The sequence below is a fragment of the Pseudomonas sp. MPDS genome, assembly GCF_013283895.1.
Classification (GTDB): Bacteria; Pseudomonadota; Gammaproteobacteria; order Pseudomonadales; family Pseudomonadaceae; genus Aquipseudomonas; species Aquipseudomonas rhizophila.
In genome coordinates, this window is record NZ_CP054128.1 from 6,114,131 (window position 1) to 6,133,701 (window position 19,571).

Sequence of the window (19,571 nt, forward strand, 5' to 3'; positions counted from 1 at the left end):
GCCATGCGCACATGGATCGGCATCATGGCCCTGGCCTGCGCGTTCGGCGCCCAGGCGGCCCCGAAAGTCGCGGTCACTGACCTGGCGTACCAGCAACGGGTGGAGGAATACATCCACACCGTTTCGGCCCAGAGCAACTTCCAGGCGAACCCTTACAGCGCCAGCGCTTCGTCGAGCTACGACGAGATGGAAGCCACCACCAGCTACATCGAGCAGGGCGAACTGCGCAAGTTCACCGGCGACATCAAGGGCGAAATCCTGCGCAGCGGGATGTTCCAGCTCGTGCAAGGCACGCCCCACACCGCTTCGTCCACGGGCGACGTCTATGACGTGATCAAGCGAATCAAGGCTGGGCACTTCAAGGGCGCCGATTACGTGCTGTTCGGCACCGTATCGGACATCGACTTCACCCGCGACATCAATGAACTGGCCAATACCAACAGCTACTCGGCCGTGCTCGCCTTGACCCTGGTGGCGGACTTCAGCCTGATCAACACCAAAACCTACGAAATCACCTCGGCCTTCACCGCCATGGGTGAAGGCCAGGACACCAAGCTGCTGAATCATCGGGACGTACGCATCAACCTCAACCGCCCGCGAGTCGTGCGCGAGGTGTCCAAGGCCCTGGGTGAGGACGTAGCGCGGCAACTGAGCGAACAACTTGGCGGGCCGAACTACGAACAAGCCGGCGAGCCTGCGCCGCGCAACAACCTGCCACGGGATACCGCGCCGGTCATTTTGCGCTAAGCGGTTCAGCGATTATTTTGTGGCGAGGAAATTTATCCCCGCCACATTGGAACCGTCGGGTTAGACCGAGGCTTTGCGAATTGTCGCCAGCAACCCCGCTGCACCAATGAACAGCCCGGCAAAGGTGCGGTTCATTCGACGCTGCTGTTTCGGAGTGCGCAGCAGGCGCAGGACTTTGGATGCCAGCCCGGTGTACCCGGCCATGACGATGAGGTCGACGCAAACCATGGTCACGCCCAGGATCAGGTATTGCTTGATCAGCGGGGCATGCGGGTCGATGAATTGAGGCAACACCGCAAGCATGAACACCAATGCCTTGGGGTTGCTGATGTTGACCAGAAAACCGCGAAACACCAGCGCCAAAGGCTTGCCGATAGGCCGCACGGCCGCGTCATCACTGAGATCGCCCGGGATGGCTCGCCACTGCTTGACGCCCAGATAAACCAGATAGGCCACACCAAACCACTTGATCGCATAAAACGCGGTCGCCGATGCGGTGAGGACCGCGCCGACACCGGCGGCGACAATCACGATTTGCAACGCCAGACCCAATTGCAGGCCCAGGGCATTCCAGTAGCCGCGCCAGAAACCGTATTGCAGACCGCTGGACATCGATGCGATGGCACCAGCACCCGGTGAAAGACTGATCACCCAGCAAGCGGCGAAAAACGCCAGCCATGTTTCCAGCACCATTGCACACCTCGGCTCAGATTCGTTGAAACCACTAAGCTAATGCGCCGCCGGACGGTTGACCACAGATATTTAACGATCGAGACCCGCTTATTCGACGAACCCGCCGACCGGAAACGCCTCGTTGCCGCGCCAGCGTCGAACTGAACGTTGGAAGAACAGGCTGTTGGGCACTTGCACCATGGAACTGCCCGTACCGAGTTCCTCGGGTTCGATCAAGGTGGTGTAAAGCAGGTTGATGGCCACCACCCGCCCCTTGATGCCGGGCTTGTCGGTGGACTCCACCAGCTCAACTACATCGCCCAGACGAAACGGCCCGACGGTGTAGATCAAAATGGCGCACAACAGATTGGACAGTACGCTCCAGATGGCGAAGAACGCCACCGCCGCCACCGCGACGAACCCCGACAGCGCGGTCCACAGCACCGTGGCCGAGACGCCCAGGCGCTCAAGTACCACCAGCACCGCGCTGCCCATGATCAGCCAGCGCAGCACACCCCGCAGGATGATCACCAACTGGGACGGTAACGGGTAGCGCTCAGCAAGGCCCGTGAGGGCCCGCGCCACGCAACGCTGTGCGATGTAACCGGCCAGCAGGATCAGCAGTATTTGCACACCGAGCCAGATCGGCTCGACCCACATGACGGGTATCGGCAGAGCCAAGGCTTCCATCAGGACAGTGCCTCCAGCTCCGCTTGCAGGTTTTCCAGCAGTTCCAGGGCTTGCATCCACGCCTCCTCAAGCTCCGCTTCCCGAACCTTCAGCCTGGCCTGTTCGGCCAGCAGATCGCGCAACTCATCCTTGCGCGCCGCTTCGTAGAGACCGCTGTCGCCGAGGCTGGTTTCGATCTTTTGCAGTTTTTCATGCAGCTTGCCCAGTTCGACTTCGAGCTTGTCGGCCTCACGCTTGTGAGGCGCCAACTGCTGACGCAATGCGGCGGCGGCCTGGCGCTGGGCTTTCTTGTCGGTCTTGTCCGGGTTAGCCGGCGTGGTACTGACCGGTGCGTTGCGCTGACGGTAATCCACCAGCCAACGGGCATAGTCTTCCAGATCACCGTCGAACTCTTCGACCTTGCCGTCGGCCACCAGGAAAAAATTATCCGTGGTGCTCTTGAGCAAATGCCGGTCGTGAGACACCACCAGCACCGCGCCGCTGAATTCCTGCAAGGCCATGGTGAGGGCCAGGCGCATTTCCAGATCGAGGTGGTTGGTCGGTTCGTCGAGCAGCAACAGGTTCGGCCGGCCCCAGGCGATCAATGCCAGCGCCAGGCGAGCCTTTTCACCACCGGAAAAATTCAGTACCGGCTCATCGATGCGCGCACCACGAAAGTCGAAACCACCGAGGAAATCACGCAGGGTCTGCTCGCGTTCGTTCGGTGCCAGACGCTGCAAATGCAGCAGCGGGCTGGCCTTGGCGTCGAGAGAATCGAGCTGATGTTGGGCGAAGTAACCGACCACGGTGTTCTCGCCCCGGGTCAGACGCCCGGCCAGGGGCTCGAGCTCGCCGGAGAGATTCTTGATCAGGGTCGACTTACCAGCACCGTTCGGGCCCAGCAGGCCGATCCGCGCACCAGGGGTCAGCTGCAGCTTGACCTTCTCCAGCACGGTCTTGTCGCCATAGCCCAGACGCGCATCCGACAGGTCGATCAGCGGGCTGGAAATCTTGGTCGATTCGCGGAAAACAAAATCAAACGGTGAATCGACGTGGGCCGCGGACAGTTCTTCCATCCGCTCCAGTGCCTTGATCCGGCTCTGGGCCTGACGGGCCTTGGTGGCCTGGGCCTTGAACCGGGCGATGTAGCTTTCCATGTGCGCACGCTGCGCCTGCTGCTTCTCGTAGGCCTGCTGTTGCTGGGCCAGGCGTTCGGCACGGGCGCGCTCGAATGCGCTGTAGCCGCCACGGTACAAGGTGAGCTTGCGCTGGTCGACATGGGCGACATGATCCACCACCGCGTCGAGGAAATCGCGGTCATGGGAAATCAGCAGCAATGTGCCGGGATAGCTCTTGAGCCAGTCTTCGAGCCAGATGATGGCGTCGAGGTCCAGGTGGTTGGTGGGCTCATCAAGCAGCAGCAGGTCCGAAGGGCACATCAGGGCCTGGGCCAGGTTCAAGCGCATCCGCCAGCCACCGGAGAAATCCCCAACCTGACGGTCCATCTGCTCATTGGTAAACCCAAGGCCTGCCAGCAGCTTGCGTGCGCGGGCATCGGCGGTGTAGCCGTCGGCGCTGTCGAGCTCCGCGTGCAGACGGGCCTGTGCGGCGCCATCGTGTGCCGCCTCGGCCGCCGCCAGGTCGCGTTGGACCTGACGAAGGCGCAGGTCGCCGTCAAGCACGTAGTCCACCGCCAGGCGCTCAAGGGTGTCGACCTCTTGGCGCATGTGGGCGATACGCCAATCGGCGGGCAGCAGGCAATCGCCCGAGTCCGGGTGCAGTTCACCTCGAAGCAGGGCGAACAGGCTCGATTTGCCGGCGCCGTTGGCACCGATGAGGCCAGCTTTGTGGCCGGCGTGCAGGGTCAGCTCGGCGTCTTCTAGCAGACGTTGCGGGCCACGCTGTAAAGTCAGGTTCTGAAGTCGAATCATAATGGCGGCGGAGTCTACCAGCTTCGCTCGCAACTGGCGCGAGTAGCACGATGTCCTCTGATCTATGGAGCTTTTCCCTCGACCTCTACGCCAAGCCTGGTGTGGAACAAACCTGCCTGGCGCTGCAGGGCGCCGGCGCCAATGTCTGCCTGCTGCTTTGCGGGCTGTGGCTGGAACAGCGCGGGGTAGCCTGCACTGAACAAAGACTGCAACAGCTTCAGCAATGGGTCGGCCCTTGGGACACGGACGTCGTTCAGCCCTTGCGCACGCTCCGTAACCAATGGAAAGCCCGCGCCCTTCAAGACACGGCACTCGATAGCCTGCGCGAGCAGGTCAAGCGACTGGAACTGGAAGCCGAGCGACGATTGCTGGAGCGACTGGAGACTGCGACCAGGGACTGGCCTGGGGAACAACCCAAAGATTCAGCGCAATGGCTGCAAGGACTCGTGGCGGGCGCCGACCAAGGGAACCGCGACGCGCTGCATCAGCTGCGCGTCGCGGCGTCCAGCACTTAGGAAGCGCGGGTTGGGGTGTTGCTGCTCGGCGCCGGGGCGGCGCTCGGGTTCAGCGCCGGGGTCGCAGTGCTGGCGGTTGGCGCAGGGGTCGCTGCAGGAGCCGGAGTCGATGTCGCAGGCTTGGCCGCCGGAGCAGTCGAAGGTTTTGCGGCAGCAGGCGTTTTCACGGCGGGTTTCGCAGCAGGCTTGGCCACAGGCTTGGCGGCGGCAGGCTTCGCGGCGGGTTTGGCAGCAGCCGGCTTGGCAGCCGGTTTAGCCGCAGCTTTGGCAGGTGCTTTGACAGCGGCTGGCTTGGCAGCGGGTTTAGCTGCAACTTTGGCGGGCGCTTTGGCAGCGGCTGGCTTGGCAGCCGGTTTGGCGGCGGGCTTGGCAGCAGCCGTTTTTGTAGCAGCTGGCTTGGCAGCCGGTTTAGCCGCGGCGGTTTTTGTCGCTGCGGGTTTGGCGGCGGCTGTTTTAGCGGTCGGTTTAGCAGCTGGCTTGGCGACAGGTTTAGCGGCTGGCTTGGCCGCCACTTTGGCCGCCGGCTTGGCGACAGCTTTAACGGCGGTTTTTTTCGCAGCAGGTTTTGCCGCGCTGGCAGCAACCGGTTTTTTCGCAGCCGGTTTAGCGGCTGGTTTGCTCGCTGCTTTGGCCGGCGCTTTTGCGGCCGGTTTGGCAGCTACTTTGGTCGGTGTTTTTGTCGCGACAGGTTTAGCGGCCGGTTTTCTGGCCGATACAGCGGCAGCGGCAGGCTTGGCAGCACGAAGGCTCAGTGCCTTGCCCACGGCTTCTTGCACACGACCGACGCCTTGGGCCAGTTTCAGGCTTTCCTGGGCATCACGCTTGAGTTGCAGAATATAGGCGCGGGTTTCGGACTGACGATCCTTCAAGGCATCGAGCAGATCTTCGAGTTCTTTCACAGCGTCTTTGGCCTTGGCTTGTGCCTTGGCCTTGCCAGCGGTGGCCGCGTCTTGCAGTTTGGTGCGCGACTTGTGCAGTTTTTCCTGCGCTTTGCCGCGTTGTTTTTCCAGTTTGGCGAGCAGTTTTTCAGCATCAGCCAGGGCTTGGGAGCAGGCGTTTTCCAGATGCTCGAGCAGACTGCCCGAAAGTTGTTGGAGCAAGTGCAACGGAGTGTTTACTGGCTTCTTGGTGGCCGACATGGTTTACCTCCTGACTGACGTGAGTGCGGCTCATACTAGACCTCTGCTGCAACCGCCGCTAGGGCATGTTGACAGTACACAAGACGTTGCGTTGCAAGGGACGAAAAATCTTCTACCCCACTGCCGGGGCAAACCACCTTTGCGGATATCGGCACTGGCATAATCCCCTCCATTCGAGGCCGGAGAACACTACATGTCGCGTCACTTGTTTTTATTCCTTTGCATGGTTTGCTCCATGGCTCAGGCCGCAGAAAAAACCAGCGCAAACGACGCTCATGACTTGGCGTACAGCCTGGGGGCAAGCCTGGGTGAACGTCTGCGCCAGGATGTGCCCGACCTGCAGATCCAGGCGTTGGTCGAGGGTCTGCAACAGGCCTATCTGGGCAAACCGCTGGCCCTGAAAGATGAGCGCATCGAACAGATACTGGCCGACCATCAGGCACGGCTGACGTCGTCATCGGCGACGCCGCAGATCGAAGCGGCACTGAAAACCGAGCAGAAATTTCTTGAGGAGGAAAAAGCCCGGCCCGGTGCACAGCAACTGGCAGATGGCATTCTGTTGACCGAACTCAAGCCCGGCAATGGCGCCAAGGCCGGCCCTCACGGCAAGGTCCAGGTGTTGTATGTCGGTCGATTGCCAGACGGCACCGTGTTTGATTCCAACGGGCAAGCGCAGTGGTTCAGTCTCGACAGCGTGATTGACGGTTGGCGCAGTGCATTGCCGCAAATGCCGGTAGGCGCAAAATGGCGACTGGTCATTCCTTCGACCCTGGCCTACGGCGCCGAAGGAGCCGGGGATGTCATCCCCCCGTTCACGCCGCTGGTGTTTGAAATCGAGTTGCTGGGCGCGACGACCTGAAGTTGACTCCAAAAAAAAACGGTGCGCAATGCGCACCGTTCTTTTGATTCTGCAAAAATCCTCAAGCCTGGGCCGGCGCTTCTTCCTTGTGGGAGTTGTGCAGCACTTCGATCAGGCAGTCTTCCAGTTCGAAACGCTCGTGCAGCAAGCCACCCAGTTCCTTGAATTTTTCCGCTACGCATTTGCCTTCATCACACAGGTCATTGAAGGCCAGCAGTTTTTCGGTGATGACGTCGATACGCGGGTAGATTTGCTCGGCGAGCTCCAGGCCACGTTTATCGTTGAAGGCCTTGGCCTCACTCGTCAGTTGTTCGTATATCTCGAAATGACCGGCAGACACGTAGTCGACCAGCACACCGCAGAACTCTTGCAACGGCTTGCGGCTTTCACTCAGCGCTTCAGGCCTGTCGCCGAGAGCATCATAGGCCCGAACCAGTTCGTGACGCTCCTGCAACCAGCGGTCGATCAGCAGATGCACCCCACCCCAGCGTTCCTGAGCATTCTGACAACTTTCGAGCATGGTGATTTCTTCCCTTGTGAGTCATGCCCCTCGCAGCCTGCGCACCGCCTGAAATGATCAGGGACAAGCCAGACACAACATGATCGAGCGGCATAAATCCGATAACACGTGCGGGCCAGATTATGCCCGCACGACAACCGCTTCAAGGTACGCAGGAGATAAAGTTCATACAAGTGTTTAATCCATGACCCGGACCAGTTGCGACGTTGTGCCGCTGAGCGGTCGTATCAGAGCGTTCCAGACAAGGCGCAGCAACAGATAGGACATCACAAAAGACACGGCGAGAAAAAACAACAGGCTCCATTCGGGAAGACTCAGATCGAACAGGGTCCAAGTGATGCTCGCGCAGTCGATCGCCCCCTCGAGTACACGATGTACAGCGCCCCACCACGAACTCACTGCCTTGAGGTGATCGATACAATCGGGCAACTGCTCCAGCGAGTCGCCTTGCACCAGAACCTGACGCCATGCCAGCGTCAACCCGCTCGACGCGAAAACCAGTCCCATCGCCCCGTAGCAGATGCTGCCTTTCTGAGCAGGACCATGCAGGCATGCGGCGAGACAGTTCATCAAAAACAGCATCAGGCACAACCGTTGCAAAACACACAGGCTGCAAGGCGTCAGACCTACCGCATATTCAAGGTAACTGGCGATACCAAAAACCAGAGCGGCGGCGATGAAAGCCATGAAAAACAAGAAGCGTGAGCAAGCCAAAGACATGGCGGTTCCGTAACAGAAGAGACAGGCCGTTACGGTAGAGGAAAGGCCGCCGGCCTTTCAAGGCGGGGCCGTGCAGACACTTCACCAGGGGTGTAGGGAATTCCCGACAAGCAAGAGAAGATTAAGCGCAGCTTGCTGTAGGACTTTACCGAAGGCATTGCTAACGCCATTAGGGGCATCAATAAACACGTGGCGAGGGAGCTTGCTCCCTCGCCACAATGACATGCAATCCTCAAGAACGACTCACTCTCTCTCAAGTGGCCAAGACCTGAGCCGGGACCGGCAGCGGCGCGGCCAGCAAGCGCTCATCCAGTAACCCCAAGCCTTCCTGGAAGAGCTGGTTGCTGCGCTCGGCATCCCCCAGTTGCGCCAGCAGTCGCGCCAGTTCGGCGCAGGCCTCGGGATTGCGCTGCAGGCGCAAACTGCTTTCCAGATAATCCCGTGCCTTGCCCCACAAACTGTTTTGCAGGCACAGGCGGCCCAGTGTCAGCAGCAGGCCAGGGTCGTTCGGGTGATCCTTGAGCCAGCCTTCTGCCGCTTGCAGTTGGCGGCCCGGATCATTGCCGCGGACCAACCCGTACAGGCGCGCCAGGTGACTGTCATAGTGACGTTTGAGCGCCGCCCGCAGCACCTCTTCGGCCTCGGCCTGCGCCCCGAGTTGCCGCAGTTGCTCGGCATAGGCCAACACCAGCGCCGATTCCTGGCGTTGTGCGGACGACAGTTGTTGCCAGGCACGGTTAAGCGATTGCAACCCGACACTGCCGTCTTCGTCACGGTGGGCCGCCAGGGTGAGGTTTTCGCCCCAGGCCCGACGCTCCAGTTCAGCCAGCTCAGCCGGCGGCAGGACTTTGTCCTTGCGCAGCTCCGGCAACAACCGGACCACCGCAGACCAATCCCCGCGCTGCTGATGCAGACGTTGCAACTGACGCAGGGTCTGGGCGTTATGTGGGTGGCGATCATGCATGGCTTGCAGCGTGTTCAATGCACCGTCGGTGTCGCCGCGATCCATCTGCAATTGTGCGTGCGTCAGGGCAATCGCCAGCTCAGCCTGGGGCTGACGTTCAAGGGCACGTTCCAACAGGCTGTCGCACTGCTCGTAAAGACCTTGCTCATTGGCCGCACGGGCGGCGCCAAGGTAATACAGCAACGGTTGGCGCTCGGCTTCAGCGGCGCGATGCAGGTGGCGCTGGGCACTGGCCCAGCGACCTTCGGCCAGGTCCAGTTGCCCGTGCTCGATGGCCACCTGCACCCGCCGGCTGCGGTTGCGGCGCGACCATGGGTTGACCACGCCAGTGGAGGTCGTCACCAGGCCAACCAAGGCGCTCACGCCCCGCCACACCAGCCAGAGCACCGCCACCAGCGCCAGGGTGACCCAAAGGCCGGCCTCGTATCGGAAGTTCTTGTATGCCACCAGCACGTAACCCGAATGTTCGGCGATCGCCACGCCCAGCAAGGCAGCGACAGCGATGACCACGAACATAATCACGTAGAGGCGTTTCATGGCGTGGCCTCCTGCTCATCAGGTTTGGCCAGCGGCTTGACCGACTCTTCGGCGTTCAGGTTGCGGCGCTCCAGATAGGCCTGAACGCTGCTCAGGGTCCCTGTCAGATCCGGGGTTGCAACCGTCACCGGCTGCCTGGCCAGCTCGGCCACGCGCTCAAGCATGATTTTGCTTTGCGGGTTGTCCTGGTTGAAGTTGTTCTTGAGCACATCATGCGCTTGAGCCAGCGCTTGGGTGTACACCGGGGCCTGGCCGTTGAGAGCGGCCCATTGCGCCTGCTCCAGGGCCAGGCTCAAGGCCAGGCGCACCTGCACCAGACTCTGCCCGGCCAAGAGCGGACGGACATTCTCATCCGCGTTGAAATCGATACGGATATAGCGCGATATCTGGTCCCACCACTGCGCCCAGCGGCTGGCGCCATCGCCATCGGCGGTCAAGCCCAGCAACGACTCACCACGATCCTTGTATTCGGGTGCCAGCTCCGTGAGTTGCAGCACCTGGTCACGCAAGGCCCCCAACTGCAGGAACAGCCCGGTACGATCCGGCTGCTCGGTACTGCGCAACGCAGCAAGGGTCTTGGCCAGTTGCTCGCGAGCGGCGAATGAGCCAGGGTCGTTTTGCTCGCGCAGGATTTCGTCAGCACCCTGGACCAGGGCCTGGGCACTGCTGATGTCCTGCAGGGCGGAAAGACGCAGGCTGGCCAGGCGCAGCAGATGTTCGGCTTCGGCCAGGCGCCAGTCCTTGCGGCTGGCACCGAGCACGGTTTCCAGGCGCTGGTTCAGTCGTTGTTGATCACCCTGCAACTGGGCGACCTGACGCCGACGCTCTTCCAGCTCTTGCGCCGCAGGCAATTGAGCCAGACGCTCACTCAGGCGTTGCTCATTGAGCTTGAGGGTCTGGGCCTGATCATTGAGCGCCTGAACCTGACTGGCCTGCTGCTGGTTATTGGCTTGCAGATGACGCACCTGCCACACGCCCCAACCACCAACGGCCACGCCGGCGGCTCCCAACAACAACGCGACAATGGCCAGCCCGTTGCCGCGACGCGGCGCCTTCGGAGCAGGGGTTTCAACCGGCGTATCGATCGCGGGTTGGTCTTGATCTTTTGGCAAGGCTGTTTCGCTCACGTATCCATCCTTTGCATTAGAAAACGGCACGGACTGATCCCGTAACGCCGCCAGCAAAGCCGCAGCACTGGCGCCACGGCAATCCACAACTGTCAGGGCCCCGGCGGCACGGGCCATCTCGGCAACCCTTGGGCTTGGAACGAACAACGGTAACCGCGCCAGCGCGGGCCACTCATCGCCAGCCAACCGCTGCAGATGCTCGAAGCTCTGCCCACTGCTGACCACCAGCGCGTTCAAGCGTTCCGCTTTGACCCTTGCCGCCAACTCACCTTCTCGGTAATGCGGCAGGCTGCGCCGGTACAGTTCCAGATAATCGACACTAGCACCTTGCTCGCGCAAGCGCTCCGCCAGCAAGCCGCGCCCGCCCTCGCCACGCACAATCAAAACCTTGGGATTGGGTCGGGTGATAGCCTGGCGTAACACCAGATGCTCCAGCAAGGCTTCGCTGTCATCGCCGTGGTCGGGATAAAACACAGTGAGGCCGGCATCGATAAGGATCTGCCCGGTCGCCGCCCCCACGCTGAACCATGGCTGGTCTGGCGGCTGGGGCCAATATTGGCGCAGCAGCTCCACACACAAACGTGCGGCGGGCTTGCTCACCACAATCACGGCACAGTACTGGTCCAGCCGTTGAAAAGTCTCCCCCATGGCGTCGGACATGGGGACCGGCTCGATATCCAGCAACGGCAGGCTGCTGCTGTAGATCCCGGCCTCGGCCAGGACAGCCGCCAGGGCCGACGACTCGTCGACCGGCCGGGTCAGCAGCAGCCGCCAGCCCGTCACGCGTGGCCCGCCTCGCCGTAGACCTTCTTGAGAATGTCGTCGGCACCCTGGCTGAGCAGGTCTTCGGCTACCCGGACACCCAGCGCTTCGGCATCGCGGCGCGGCGCACGGGCCTCGGCACTGAGCAGTCGGCCACCGTTCGGATCACCCACCAGACCGCGCAACCAGACCTGCTCGCCTTCGAGTACGGCGTAACAGGCGATCGGCACCTGGCAACCGCCATTGAGGTGTTTGTTGAGGGCGCGCTCGGCGAAGACCCGGGTGGCGGTGTCGTCGTGATGCAGCGGTGCCAACAGGGCATGGATCTCGCTGTCGGCGCTGCGACATTCGATACCCACCGCCCCCTGCCCACCGGCCGGCAGGCTGTCATCGACGCTGATGGCCGACGTGATGCGATCTTCAAAACCGAGGCGGATCAGGCCGGCGGCGGCAAGGATAATTGCGTCGTACTCACCGGCATCGAGTTTGGCCAGGCGGGTATTGACGTTGCCCCGCAGAAAGCGGATTTGCAGGTCTGGGCGGCGGGTCAGCAACTGCGCCTGGCGACGCAGGCTGGAGGTGCCGACCACACTCCCGGCGGGCAGGGCGTCGAGGCTTGCAAACGTGTTGGAAACGAACGCATCGCGTGGATCTTCTCGCTCGCAGATGCAAAACAGGCCCAGGCCTTCCGGAAAGTCCATGGGCACATCTTTCATCGAGTGCACGGCGATATCGGCTTCGTTGTCCAGCAGCGCGGTTTCCAGCTCCTTGACGAACAGGCCCTTGCCGCCGATTTTCGACAGCGGCGAGTCCAGCAGCTTGTCGCCGCGACTGACCATGGGCACCAGCGTCACGATCAGGCCGGGATGGGCCTCTTCCAAACGGGCTTTGACGTATTCGGCCTGCCAGAGGGCCAAGGCGCTTTTACGGGTGGCGATGCGGATCTCGCGAGGGGACATGGATCAATCCGTACTTAAAAGATACGGCGGATAATAACAGCTCAGTCAAATTCGCTTTGACTTGAATCACGACCCCAAGGCCTCCCTGGCCGTCAATGTCCTGGAAATGGAACGCGCTAAACGGCTTGGACGCCTTGGAACCTCAAGCTAAAGCTGTTGCATCATCTTCCGCACGCCGGCCACGTGCCGCCGGCTGACAATCAGCGCGTCGCCATTGAGGCCTTTGAGAAACAACTGGAAATGCCCAAGGGGTGTGCGCTGCAAACGCTCGATACGCTCGCGAGCCACCAAGGCGTTGCGGTGGATGCGCACGAAGCGTTCACCGAACTCGTCTTCAAGAGCCTTGAGTGGTTCGTCCAGCAACACCTCGCCGCTCTCGTGACGCAAGGTCACGTATTTATGGTCGGCGATAAAGTAGACCACCTGATTCAATGGGATCAGTTCAATGCCTTTGCGAGTGCGCGCACTGATGTGGCTGCGCGGGCCGCTGCCGCTTTCGGCGGCCGGACGGGTCAACGCCGCCAGTTGCACGCGGTTGGGCCGCTCGGCCTTGCGCAAGGCCTCGACCAGCGCCTCGGCAGTGACCGGCTTGATCAGATAGCCCACGGCGCCGGCCTGCAGCACCTCCGGCGGGAAGTCGTCCCGAGTGGTGCAGAACACCACCGCGGGCGGTGACTCACGCTCGCACAACTTCGCCGCGACCTGCAAACCGTCCAGGCCAGGCATGCGAATGTCGAGCAGCACGATATCCGGCTTGTGGCTGTCAATAAGGGCCAACGCCTCTTCGCCATTGGTGGCGCTCGGCTCCAGGACACTGTAACCCTCGAGTTCGCCAACCATTCGGCTCAGGCGCTCACGGGCCAGTGGTTCGTCATCAACGATCAGGACATTCATATTGCGCTGGATTCCTGCGTGAGTCTCGCACAAGGATAGCGTAGACAGGGGAAGTGACATCCGTCACCGCGATCCACGCTAAGACTCGTTCGAGGGCCAAAAAGTGCCGCGAGGCGGTTACCTATCTTTACCCGCGCCTGCCAATCGATGCTTGAGGCCTGTTGTCGCACGGCGCCGTCGTAGGAATTGTTAACACTCCATCTGACCAATACGAGCCCCCCTCTTCTATTCGTCCAATGCTCCGTGGATGAAAAAGTAAAAGTCCTACAGTCCACTGTAGACGGTTGCCGCGCCGATATTGCTCAATCGAAAAATATCGTTGTGCAAAAAACCCATTAAATGCTCGGGTTGTGCGCAAAAAACCTGCCGACCAGTGCCAGCGCCAGTCCCGGCAACCCTGCTATCATCCGCCGCAGCCTTTAACCGCTACTTTTTCCACAGCCGATCACGAGCGAATTCATGAGCACTGACAAGACCAATCAGTCCTGGGGCGGCCGCTTCAGTGAACCCGTCGACGCCTTCGTCGCCCGCTTCACCGCCTCCGTCAACTTCGACCAGCGCCTGTATCGCCACGACATCATGGGCTCGATCGCCCACGCCACCATGCTGGCCAAGGTCGGCGTACTGACCGATGCCGAGCGCGACAGCATCATCGATGGCCTGAAAACCATCCAGGCTGAAATCGAGGCCGGCCAGTTCGACTGGCGCGTCGATCTCGAAGACGTGCACATGAACATCGAAGCGCGCCTGACCGATCGCATCGGCGTGACCGGCAAGAAGCTGCACACCGGCCGCAGCCGAAACGACCAGGTGGCCACCGACATTCGCCTGTGGCTGCGCGATGAGATTGACCTGATCCTGGGCGAGATCACCCGTCTGCAAGAAGGCTTGCTGGAGCAGGCCGAGCGCGAGGCCGAGAGCATCATGCCGGGCTTCACGCACCTGCAAACCGCTCAACCTGTAACGTTTGGGCATCACATGCTGGCCTGGTTCGAAATGCTCAGCCGCGACTACGAGCGCCTGGTGGACTGCCGCAAGCGCACTAACCGCATGCCCCTGGGCAGCGCCGCGCTGGCCGGCACCACGTACCCGATCGATCGTGAATACACCGCACAGTTGCTGGGTTTCGACGCCGTGGGCGGCAACTCGCTGGATAACGTTTCGGACCGCGATTTCGCCATCGAATTCTGCGCCGCCGCGAGCATTGCGATGATGCATCTGTCGCGCTTCTCCGAAGAACTGGTGCTGTGGACCAGCGCGCAATTCCAGTTCATTGACCTGCCGGATCGCTTCTGCACCGGCAGTTCGATCATGCCGCAAAAGAAAAACCCCGACGTGCCGGAGCTGGTACGCGGCAAGAGTGGTCGGGTGTTCGGTGCGCTGATGGGCCTGCTGACCCTGATGAAGGGCCAGCCGCTGGCCTACAACAAGGACAACCAGGAAGACAAGGAACCGCTGTTCGATGCCGCCGATACGCTGCGTGATTCGCTGCGGGCCTTTGCCGACATGATCCCGGCGATCAAGCCCAAGCATGCAGTGATGCGCGAAGCGGCCTTGCGCGGCTTCTCCACCGCCACCGACCTCGCTGATTACCTCGTACGCCGTGGCCTGCCGTTTCGTGATTGCCACGAAATCGTCGGCCATGCCGTGAAGTACGGCGTGGACAACGGCAAGGACCTGGCGGAGATGAGCCTGGACGAGTTGCGCAAGTTCAGTGACCAGATCGAGCAGGACGTGTTTGCCGTGCTGACTCTGGAAGGTTCGGTCAATGCCCGCGACCACATCGGCGGCACAGCGCCTGCCCAGGTGAAGGCTGCCGTGGTGCGCGGCCAGGCGATGCTCGCCAGCCGTTAAAAGCCGAAAGCATCGCGAGCAGGCTCGCTCCCACAGTGGATCTTCAGTGAACGCACATGTGTGAACACAGGGAGATCAAATGTGGGAGCGAGCCTGCTCGCGATGACTCACTTCAAAACACCACAAAACTCACTTCTTGGCAGCAATCATCGCCAAAAACGCTGGCATCTCTGCCTCCCTGTCGGCCGCAATCCGCTGCACATTCGGGTTCTGCTCCAGCCGCTCCATCAGCCCCTTGGCCGCCGGCATATCCGCCAGCAAGTCGGTATCGAACACTTTCCGGCCCACCTGGCACGCCAGCGATACGCTGTAGAGGAAATACAGATCGGCCAGGCTCAGACTGTCACCCGCCACGTAGGGCGAGAATTTGCCGTGACGGCCGAGCGAGGCAAACCCCAGCAGCAATTCGGCCTTGGTCTTTTCCTTGATGGCGTCGGGTACCGATATGCCGAAAAACGCCTCGGCGTAGCAAGCCCGTCCCGGCAGCTCGATGTACAACTCGATTTCCCTGCACAAAGCCAGCACCTGGGCACGCTCGAACGGGTCGCTGGGCAACAGGGCTTTGCCCGACTGGGTTTGTTCGATGTATTCGAGGATCACGCTGGTTTCGTTGATAAACCCTTGCTCGGTCTTGAGCACCGGCACCTTGCCCCGTGGACTGATGGCCAGCACATCGGGGGTCTGAGCGCCGTAGAACGGCACCTCTTCGAAAGGCAGGCCCTTCTCCAGCAACGCCAGCTTGACCATGTTGTAATAATTGCTGACGGAAAAACCATAAAGCTTGAGCATGACAAGGCCTCCAGGCCGTGCGGGGTTGGCAGCCTTGCGTTATAGACCGTCGAACCATCTCTTGCCAGACGCATCACCGCGCTGAATGCAGGTAAACTGGCGACCTTTCTCCAAGGAGCCTGCCGTGAGCGAGCCAACCGATATCGACACCGACGAAGAAGAGTTCGTCGAAAACACGCTGATCCAGGCCATCGAAAACCAGATCGAAAATGACAACCCGCCAGCGGCCAAGGCCGTTTTCAATAAATTGACCCTGGTGGGTTACGAGCGCGAAGAAATTCTCAACCTGATGGCCCATGTGCTGGCAGTGGAAATTGACGCGATCCTCGAAGAGGACCGTGCGTTCGATACCCAGTGGTACGAAACGGCGTTGCGCGCTCTTCCCGAGTTGCCGCCAGAAAAGAAATAAGGTCTCACCGACTGTGGCGAGGGAGCTTGCTCCCGCTCGGCTGCGCAGCAGCCATCAAGCTATTGGGACCGCTTCGCGCTCCAGCGGGAGCAAGCTCCCTCGCCACAACGAATTACGCCTGCGGTCACCCAAAACAAAAAAAGCATGACGCTGACACTGGACAGCTCGGCCGAGTGCGCTCACTTTAGTGACGCTGTCGACCAAATTCCTAGAAAGTCTGGAGTCCTTATGTCGCTTACCCCTGAGCTGGTTGCCGAACTGGAAATCCTTGCACTCTTCAACCTGGACAGTTCCCAGGAAGGCCTGAAAATCCATCAGACCGCTGCCCCCTCTGCCATCGCTGCCGCTAAACGCCTGTTCGAAAAAGACCTGATAACCCAGTCCGACGGTGGTTACCTGACCAGCCTGGGCCGGGATGCCGCCGAGCATGTGCAAAGCCTGCTGACCATTCTCAACGTCGTAAAAGAAGCCGCCTGATTCCTCCTGTCGCCCACGGAAATCTCCTTCATCGAGGTTTCCGCAGGCGCCCTGGCGCACTGTGTAAAAATTCTGACGTCAAAAACATACATTCAGCTTAAGAAATCCCGGGTTCGGGCGCTAAACTGCCACCACCTGTGATCTCCCACGTTCGACGCCGCGAGCCGGTTTGAGCTGACATGACCCGCAATCACGAAATACGCCCCGATCTGGACGAGGGAATCGACCGCAAGGTCCTGAGCCAGTTGCGCGCACGTTTTCTCAAGCTCAACAGCGTACGGATGGATCGCGCCCTGGAAGGTCTGTCGACCCGCCAGCAAAGCGTGCTGACGCTGTTGCCGTTGTTTTTCCACGTCAACCACCCGTTACTGCCCGGCTATGTCTCTGGCAGCACGCCTGCCGGGTTGTCCAACTACGAGCCCGACGCCAGCGTCCTCGCCGAAGCCCAGCGGCTGACCCGCTCGTTCTCCTACAAGCCGCGCCACGGCAGCAATCCGCCGCGACCGATTCTGGGTCTGTTTCTGATGGGCAGCCTCGGCACCCTCGCCCAAGCGGATCAAAGCGACATGGATGTGTGGGTCTGCCATGGTCCGGACCTGAGCGAGGACGAACTGGCCGAACTGCGCAAAAAATGTCTACTGCTGGAAACCTGGGCGGCGACCCAGGGCGCTGAAGCGCATTTTTTCCTGATCGACCCGGCGCGCTTTGTCCGCGGCGACCGGGACACTCAGCTCAGTTCCGACGATTGCGGTACAACCCAGCATTACCTGCTGCTGGACGAGTTCTACCGCACGGCGATCTGGCTGGCCGGACGCACGCCGATCTGGTGGCTGGTGCCGGTGTATGAAGAGGAAAACTATGAGCAGTACACCCACACGCTGATTTCCAAACGCTTCATCCGCGCCGATGAAACGCTCAACCTGGGACATCTGGCCTATATCCCGCCGGGAGAATTCATCGGTGCCGGCCTCTGGCAATTGTTCAAGGGCATCGAGTCGCCCTACAAATCAGTGCTCAAGCTGCTGCTGATCGAAGTCTACGCCAGCGAACACCCGGACGTTCGCTGCCTGAGCCTGCGCTTCAAACAGGCGGTGTTCGCCAACCGCCTGGACCTGGAAGAGCTGGATCCCTACATGGTGGTTTACCGTCGTATCGAGGAGTACCTCACCGCCCGAGGTGAATCCGAACGCCTGGAGCTGGTGCGCAGGGCGCTTTACCTGAAGGTCAATCGCAAGCTGACCGGCCAGGGGCGCAGCACTGGCTGGCAACGGGTTCTGCTTGAGCGTCTGGCCCGGGAATGGGGCTGGGACCCACGGCAACTGGCGCTGCTGGACAGCCGCAGCCAGTGGAAAGTGCGTCAGGTCAGCAACGAACGGCGGGCGCTGGTCAACGAACTGACCTACAGCTACCGCTTCCTGACCCAGTTCGCCCGCACCGAAAAAACCGTCAGCCTGATCAACAAGCGCGACCTCAACGTCCTGGGCCGGCGGTTGTATGCCGCATTCGAACGCAAGGCCGACAAAGTCGAGTTCATCAACCCCGGCATCGCCCCGGACCTGGCCGAAGACACCCTGACGCTGGTGCAGTCACCGAACAAGAAAGAACCCGGGCAGAACCAGTGGGGCCTGTACAACGGCAGCCTCAACGCCCTGGAGTGGGAAAACTTCGCACCGATCAAACGCTGCCGCGAGTTGCTGGAGTTGCTGACCTGGTGCCATCGCAACGGTGTGATCGACAGCAGTACGCGCCTTGCGCTGCACCCAGGTAGCAGCGACCTGAGTGAGTTTGAGCTGTTCAACCTGCTGGGCAGCCTGCAACAGTCCATCGCCCTGCCGCTGAGCACGGTAGATGAAGAACAGCTGTTGCGCGCCAGCGTGCCCAGCGAAGTGCTGATACTGGTTAACGTCGGCGTCGATCCGCTCAAGCATCATCGCGACCTCAATATCCTGATGACCACCGAGCGCACGGACTCCCTGAGCTACGCCGGGGTTCGGGAGAACCTGGTGCTGACCCTGGATCAGGTCACGCTCAACAGTTGGAACGAGGTGCTGGTCAACCGCTTCGACGGCGAGCACGCCCTGCTCGACTGCCTGCGCGATTACCTCAATGACCTGCCCGTCACTCAGCGCCAGCCGCGTTTGCAGGTACGCTGTTTCTGCCACAACCGCGCGCAGTTCATTGCCCGCCGGGTCGAGGAAGTCATCGAAACGGCGCAGACCCTGCTACTGAGTAGGCTCAACCACCGCTATCTGCTCCAGGTCCAGCAGCACTACCACGTATTGGAGCTGGTGCCGGGCCAGGTCAATCACGTGGCCCTGGGCAGCCTGTCGGCGCTGATGGATTACCTGGGCGAGGAGCTGACGGCCTACAGCCCTCTGCATCTGGATCCGATGGCTCTGGAGGACCATGACCTGGCGCTGATCCTGCCCATGGGGCAGCCCGAGTGCATTCAGGTGTTCTACCGGGTCAACGAGGACGACGCTGAGCTGTACGTGCTCGATGAGCTCAATGCCCTGTGGCAGCAACGCCTGCCTTACCACGACGACCACAGCCTGCTGCTGCCGCTGCAGCGCTTCCTGCAATCGGTGCTGTACCGCCGCGACGCGTTACTGCCGATGGATGCCACCCAGCCATTGCCCCTGGAAACCCTGTACTACCAGCTCCTGCCCTCGGGCAGCGGGCGGGCACGGCGGATCGAGGCGCGGCAGGCGCCGCAAACGCCAGTGAACAAGCCGTTCTATGACGTGCAGGCAATCATCGGCAAAGCCACTCATGGGCAGGTGCACGTCACCCTGTATTGCGATCAGCGGGAGTTTTCGGAGCTGGAACATGGCGACCAGCTGTTCCGCGTGGTCGCCAGGGAGATCGTCGAACAGCGCCGCGAGGCCGAACGCTATCGCTGCTACATCACCGACCTGGACCTCTCGGGTCTTGTGGGTGATGGGGCCTGCTCAAGTAATTTGTACCTGCGTTACAAGGCTGACCTGGAACGCGCCCTGAACGAGGCGCTGGCCTTGGTCTGAAGCG

18 protein-coding genes and 1 pseudogene are annotated in these 19,571 nt (G+C 61.0%); 7 read left to right on the top strand and 12 right to left on the bottom strand.

Annotated elements, in window-relative coordinates:
• Positions 1 to 3: 3 nt before the first annotated feature.
• Positions 4 to 747, top strand: a complete 744-nt coding sequence (locus tag HQ912_RS27185) for a hypothetical protein (RefSeq protein ID WP_047226112.1) — start codon at positions 4 to 6, stop codon at positions 745 to 747.
• A gap of 60 nt (positions 748 to 807) precedes the next feature.
• Here the strand turns inward: HQ912_RS27185 and rhtB are convergent, their stop codons facing one another.
• From rhtB to HQ912_RS27200, 3 genes are all read right to left on the bottom strand, one after another.
• Positions 808 to 1,440, bottom strand: a complete 633-nt coding sequence (gene rhtB / locus HQ912_RS27190) for a homoserine/homoserine lactone efflux protein (RefSeq protein WP_047226113.1) — start codon at positions 1,438 to 1,440, stop codon at positions 808 to 810.
• A gap of 87 nt (positions 1,441 to 1,527) precedes the next feature.
• On the bottom strand, positions 1,528 to 2,109 hold the full coding sequence (locus tag HQ912_RS27195; RefSeq protein ID WP_047226114.1) for a mechanosensitive ion channel family protein: 582 nt from the start codon (positions 2,107 to 2,109) through the stop codon (positions 1,528 to 1,530).
• Positions 2,109 to 4,019 carry an ATP-binding cassette domain-containing protein gene (locus HQ912_RS27200; protein ID WP_173407498.1) on the bottom strand — a complete coding sequence of 637 codons (1,911 nt, stop codon included), beginning with the start codon at positions 4,017 to 4,019 and terminating at the stop codon, positions 2,109 to 2,111. Before HQ912_RS27200 ends, HQ912_RS27195 begins: the two co-directional genes overlap by 1 nt.
• A 50-nt stretch (positions 4,020 to 4,069) precedes the next feature.
• Between HQ912_RS27200 and HQ912_RS27205 the strand changes: the two genes are divergently transcribed.
• Positions 4,070 to 4,534 carry a TIGR02444 family protein gene (locus HQ912_RS27205; RefSeq protein ID WP_076383072.1) on the top strand — a complete coding sequence of 155 codons (465 nt, stop codon included), beginning with the start codon at positions 4,070 to 4,072 and terminating at the stop codon, positions 4,532 to 4,534.
• Here HQ912_RS27205 and HQ912_RS27210 read toward each other — a convergent pair.
• Positions 4,531 to 5,673: an AlgP family protein gene (locus tag HQ912_RS27210; protein WP_107321371.1), complete on the bottom strand. Its 1,143-nt coding sequence runs from the start codon at positions 5,671 to 5,673 to the stop codon at positions 4,531 to 4,533. The genes HQ912_RS27205 and HQ912_RS27210 overlap by 4 nt on opposite strands.
• Positions 5,674 to 5,866: 193 nt before the next feature.
• On the opposite strand from HQ912_RS27210, the gene HQ912_RS27215 reads away from it, so the two are divergent.
• Positions 5,867 to 6,532 (top strand): FKBP-type peptidyl-prolyl cis-trans isomerase, encoded by a 666-nt coding sequence (locus tag HQ912_RS27215; RefSeq protein WP_047226118.1) that lies wholly within the window; start codon positions 5,867 to 5,869, stop codon positions 6,530 to 6,532.
• 61 nt (positions 6,533 to 6,593) lie between these two features.
• Here HQ912_RS27215 and HQ912_RS27220 read toward each other — a convergent pair whose 3' ends face one another.
• The 7 genes and pseudogenes from HQ912_RS27220 to HQ912_RS27245 form a co-directional block, all read right to left on the bottom strand.
• Positions 6,594 to 7,052, bottom strand: coding sequence for an Rsd/AlgQ family anti-sigma factor (locus tag HQ912_RS27220; protein ID WP_047226119.1), 459 nt, complete (start codon positions 7,050 to 7,052; stop codon positions 6,594 to 6,596).
• 177 nt (positions 7,053 to 7,229) lie between these two features.
• Positions 7,230 to 7,772, bottom strand: coding sequence for a disulfide bond formation protein B (locus HQ912_RS27225; RefSeq protein ID WP_047226120.1), 543 nt, complete (start codon positions 7,770 to 7,772; stop codon positions 7,230 to 7,232).
• 253 nt (positions 7,773 to 8,025) lie between these two features.
• Positions 8,026 to 9,273: a heme biosynthesis protein HemY gene (locus HQ912_RS27230; protein ID WP_047226121.1), complete on the bottom strand. Its 1,248-nt coding sequence runs from the start codon at positions 9,271 to 9,273 to the stop codon at positions 8,026 to 8,028.
• Positions 9,270 to 10,400 carry a uroporphyrinogen-III C-methyltransferase gene (locus tag HQ912_RS27975; protein ID WP_231990615.1) on the bottom strand — a complete coding sequence of 377 codons (1,131 nt, stop codon included), beginning with the start codon at positions 10,398 to 10,400 and terminating at the stop codon, positions 9,270 to 9,272. Before HQ912_RS27975 ends, HQ912_RS27230 begins: the two co-directional genes overlap by 4 nt.
• Positions 10,401 to 10,436: 36 nt before the next feature.
• Positions 10,437 to 11,183, bottom strand: a pseudogene (locus HQ912_RS27980) (uroporphyrinogen-III synthase); the annotation flags it as partial.
• A complete protein-coding gene (hemC, locus tag HQ912_RS27240) occupies positions 11,180 to 12,121 on the bottom strand; it encodes a hydroxymethylbilane synthase (RefSeq protein ID WP_047226122.1) in 942 nt (313 codons plus the stop codon). The gene hemC and the pseudogene HQ912_RS27980, both read right to left, overlap by 4 nt.
• 147 nt (positions 12,122 to 12,268) lie before the next feature.
• Positions 12,269 to 13,015 carry a LytR/AlgR family response regulator transcription factor gene (locus HQ912_RS27245; protein WP_047226123.1) on the bottom strand — a complete coding sequence of 249 codons (747 nt, stop codon included), beginning with the start codon at positions 13,013 to 13,015 and terminating at the stop codon, positions 12,269 to 12,271.
• Positions 13,016 to 13,474: 459 nt separating this feature from the next.
• On the opposite strand from HQ912_RS27245, the gene argH reads away from it, so the two are divergent.
• Positions 13,475 to 14,869 carry an argininosuccinate lyase gene (gene argH, locus HQ912_RS27250; protein ID WP_173407500.1) on the top strand — a complete coding sequence of 465 codons (1,395 nt, stop codon included), beginning with the start codon at positions 13,475 to 13,477 and terminating at the stop codon, positions 14,867 to 14,869.
• A 129-nt stretch (positions 14,870 to 14,998) separates the two neighbouring features.
• Here argH and HQ912_RS27255 read toward each other — a convergent pair whose 3' ends face one another.
• Positions 14,999 to 15,658, bottom strand: a complete 660-nt coding sequence (locus HQ912_RS27255) for a glutathione S-transferase family protein (protein WP_173407501.1) — start codon at positions 15,656 to 15,658, stop codon at positions 14,999 to 15,001.
• A 124-nt stretch (positions 15,659 to 15,782) separates the two neighbouring features.
• Between HQ912_RS27255 and HQ912_RS27260 the strand changes: the two genes are divergently transcribed.
• The 3 genes from HQ912_RS27260 to HQ912_RS27270 all read left to right on the top strand — a co-directional run bounded on the left by HQ912_RS27260 (position 15,783) and on the right by HQ912_RS27270 (position 19,567).
• On the top strand, positions 15,783 to 16,067 hold the full coding sequence (locus HQ912_RS27260) for a hypothetical protein (RefSeq protein WP_047226126.1): 285 nt from the start codon (positions 15,783 to 15,785) through the stop codon (positions 16,065 to 16,067).
• Positions 16,068 to 16,295: 228 nt separating this feature from the next.
• Positions 16,296 to 16,544, top strand: coding sequence for a TIGR02647 family protein (locus HQ912_RS27265; RefSeq protein ID WP_047226127.1), 249 nt, complete (start codon positions 16,296 to 16,298; stop codon positions 16,542 to 16,544).
• Between the two features lie 179 nt (positions 16,545 to 16,723).
• The gene (locus HQ912_RS27270; RefSeq protein ID WP_173407502.1) at positions 16,724 to 19,567 is read left to right on the top strand and encodes a class I adenylate cyclase; all 2,844 of its coding nucleotides are present in this window, start codon (positions 16,724 to 16,726) and stop codon (positions 19,565 to 19,567) included.
• Positions 19,568 to 19,571 lie beyond the last annotated feature (4 nt).

Excerpts from the sequence above, each read along its gene's own strand:
- HQ912_RS27185 (WP_047226112.1), top strand. The coding sequence starts at position 4 with ATGCGCACATGGATCGGCATCATGGCCCTGGCCTGCGCGTTCGGCGCC.
- rhtB (WP_047226113.1), bottom strand. The coding sequence starts at position 1,440 with ATGGTGCTGGAAACATGGCTGGCGTTTTTCGCCGCTTGCTGGGTGATC.
- HQ912_RS27195 (WP_047226114.1), bottom strand. The coding sequence starts at position 2,109 with ATGGAAGCCTTGGCTCTGCCGATACCCGTCATGTGGGTCGAGCCGATC.
- HQ912_RS27200 (WP_173407498.1), bottom strand. The coding sequence starts at position 4,019 with ATGATTCGACTTCAGAACCTGACTTTACAGCGTGGCCCGCAACGTCTG.
- HQ912_RS27205 (WP_076383072.1), top strand. The coding sequence starts at position 4,070 with ATGTCCTCTGATCTATGGAGCTTTTCCCTCGACCTCTACGCCAAGCCT.
- HQ912_RS27210 (WP_107321371.1), bottom strand. The coding sequence starts at position 5,673 with ATGTCGGCCACCAAGAAGCCAGTAAACACTCCGTTGCACTTGCTCCAA.
- HQ912_RS27215 (WP_047226118.1), top strand. The coding sequence starts at position 5,867 with ATGTCGCGTCACTTGTTTTTATTCCTTTGCATGGTTTGCTCCATGGCT.
- HQ912_RS27220 (WP_047226119.1), bottom strand. The coding sequence starts at position 7,052 with ATGCTCGAAAGTTGTCAGAATGCTCAGGAACGCTGGGGTGGGGTGCAT.
- HQ912_RS27225 (WP_047226120.1), bottom strand. The coding sequence starts at position 7,772 with ATGTCTTTGGCTTGCTCACGCTTCTTGTTTTTCATGGCTTTCATCGCC.
- HQ912_RS27230 (WP_047226121.1), bottom strand. The coding sequence starts at position 9,273 with ATGAAACGCCTCTACGTGATTATGTTCGTGGTCATCGCTGTCGCTGCC.
- hemC (WP_047226122.1), bottom strand. The coding sequence starts at position 12,121 with ATGTCCCCTCGCGAGATCCGCATCGCCACCCGTAAAAGCGCCTTGGCC.
- HQ912_RS27245 (WP_047226123.1), bottom strand. The coding sequence starts at position 13,015 with ATGAATGTCCTGATCGTTGATGACGAACCACTGGCCCGTGAGCGCCTG.
- argH (WP_173407500.1), top strand. The coding sequence starts at position 13,475 with ATGAGCACTGACAAGACCAATCAGTCCTGGGGCGGCCGCTTCAGTGAA.
- HQ912_RS27255 (WP_173407501.1), bottom strand. The coding sequence starts at position 15,658 with ATGCTCAAGCTTTATGGTTTTTCCGTCAGCAATTATTACAACATGGTC.
- HQ912_RS27265 (WP_047226127.1), top strand. The coding sequence starts at position 16,296 with ATGTCGCTTACCCCTGAGCTGGTTGCCGAACTGGAAATCCTTGCACTC.
- HQ912_RS27270 (WP_173407502.1), top strand. The coding sequence starts at position 16,724 with ATGACCCGCAATCACGAAATACGCCCCGATCTGGACGAGGGAATCGAC.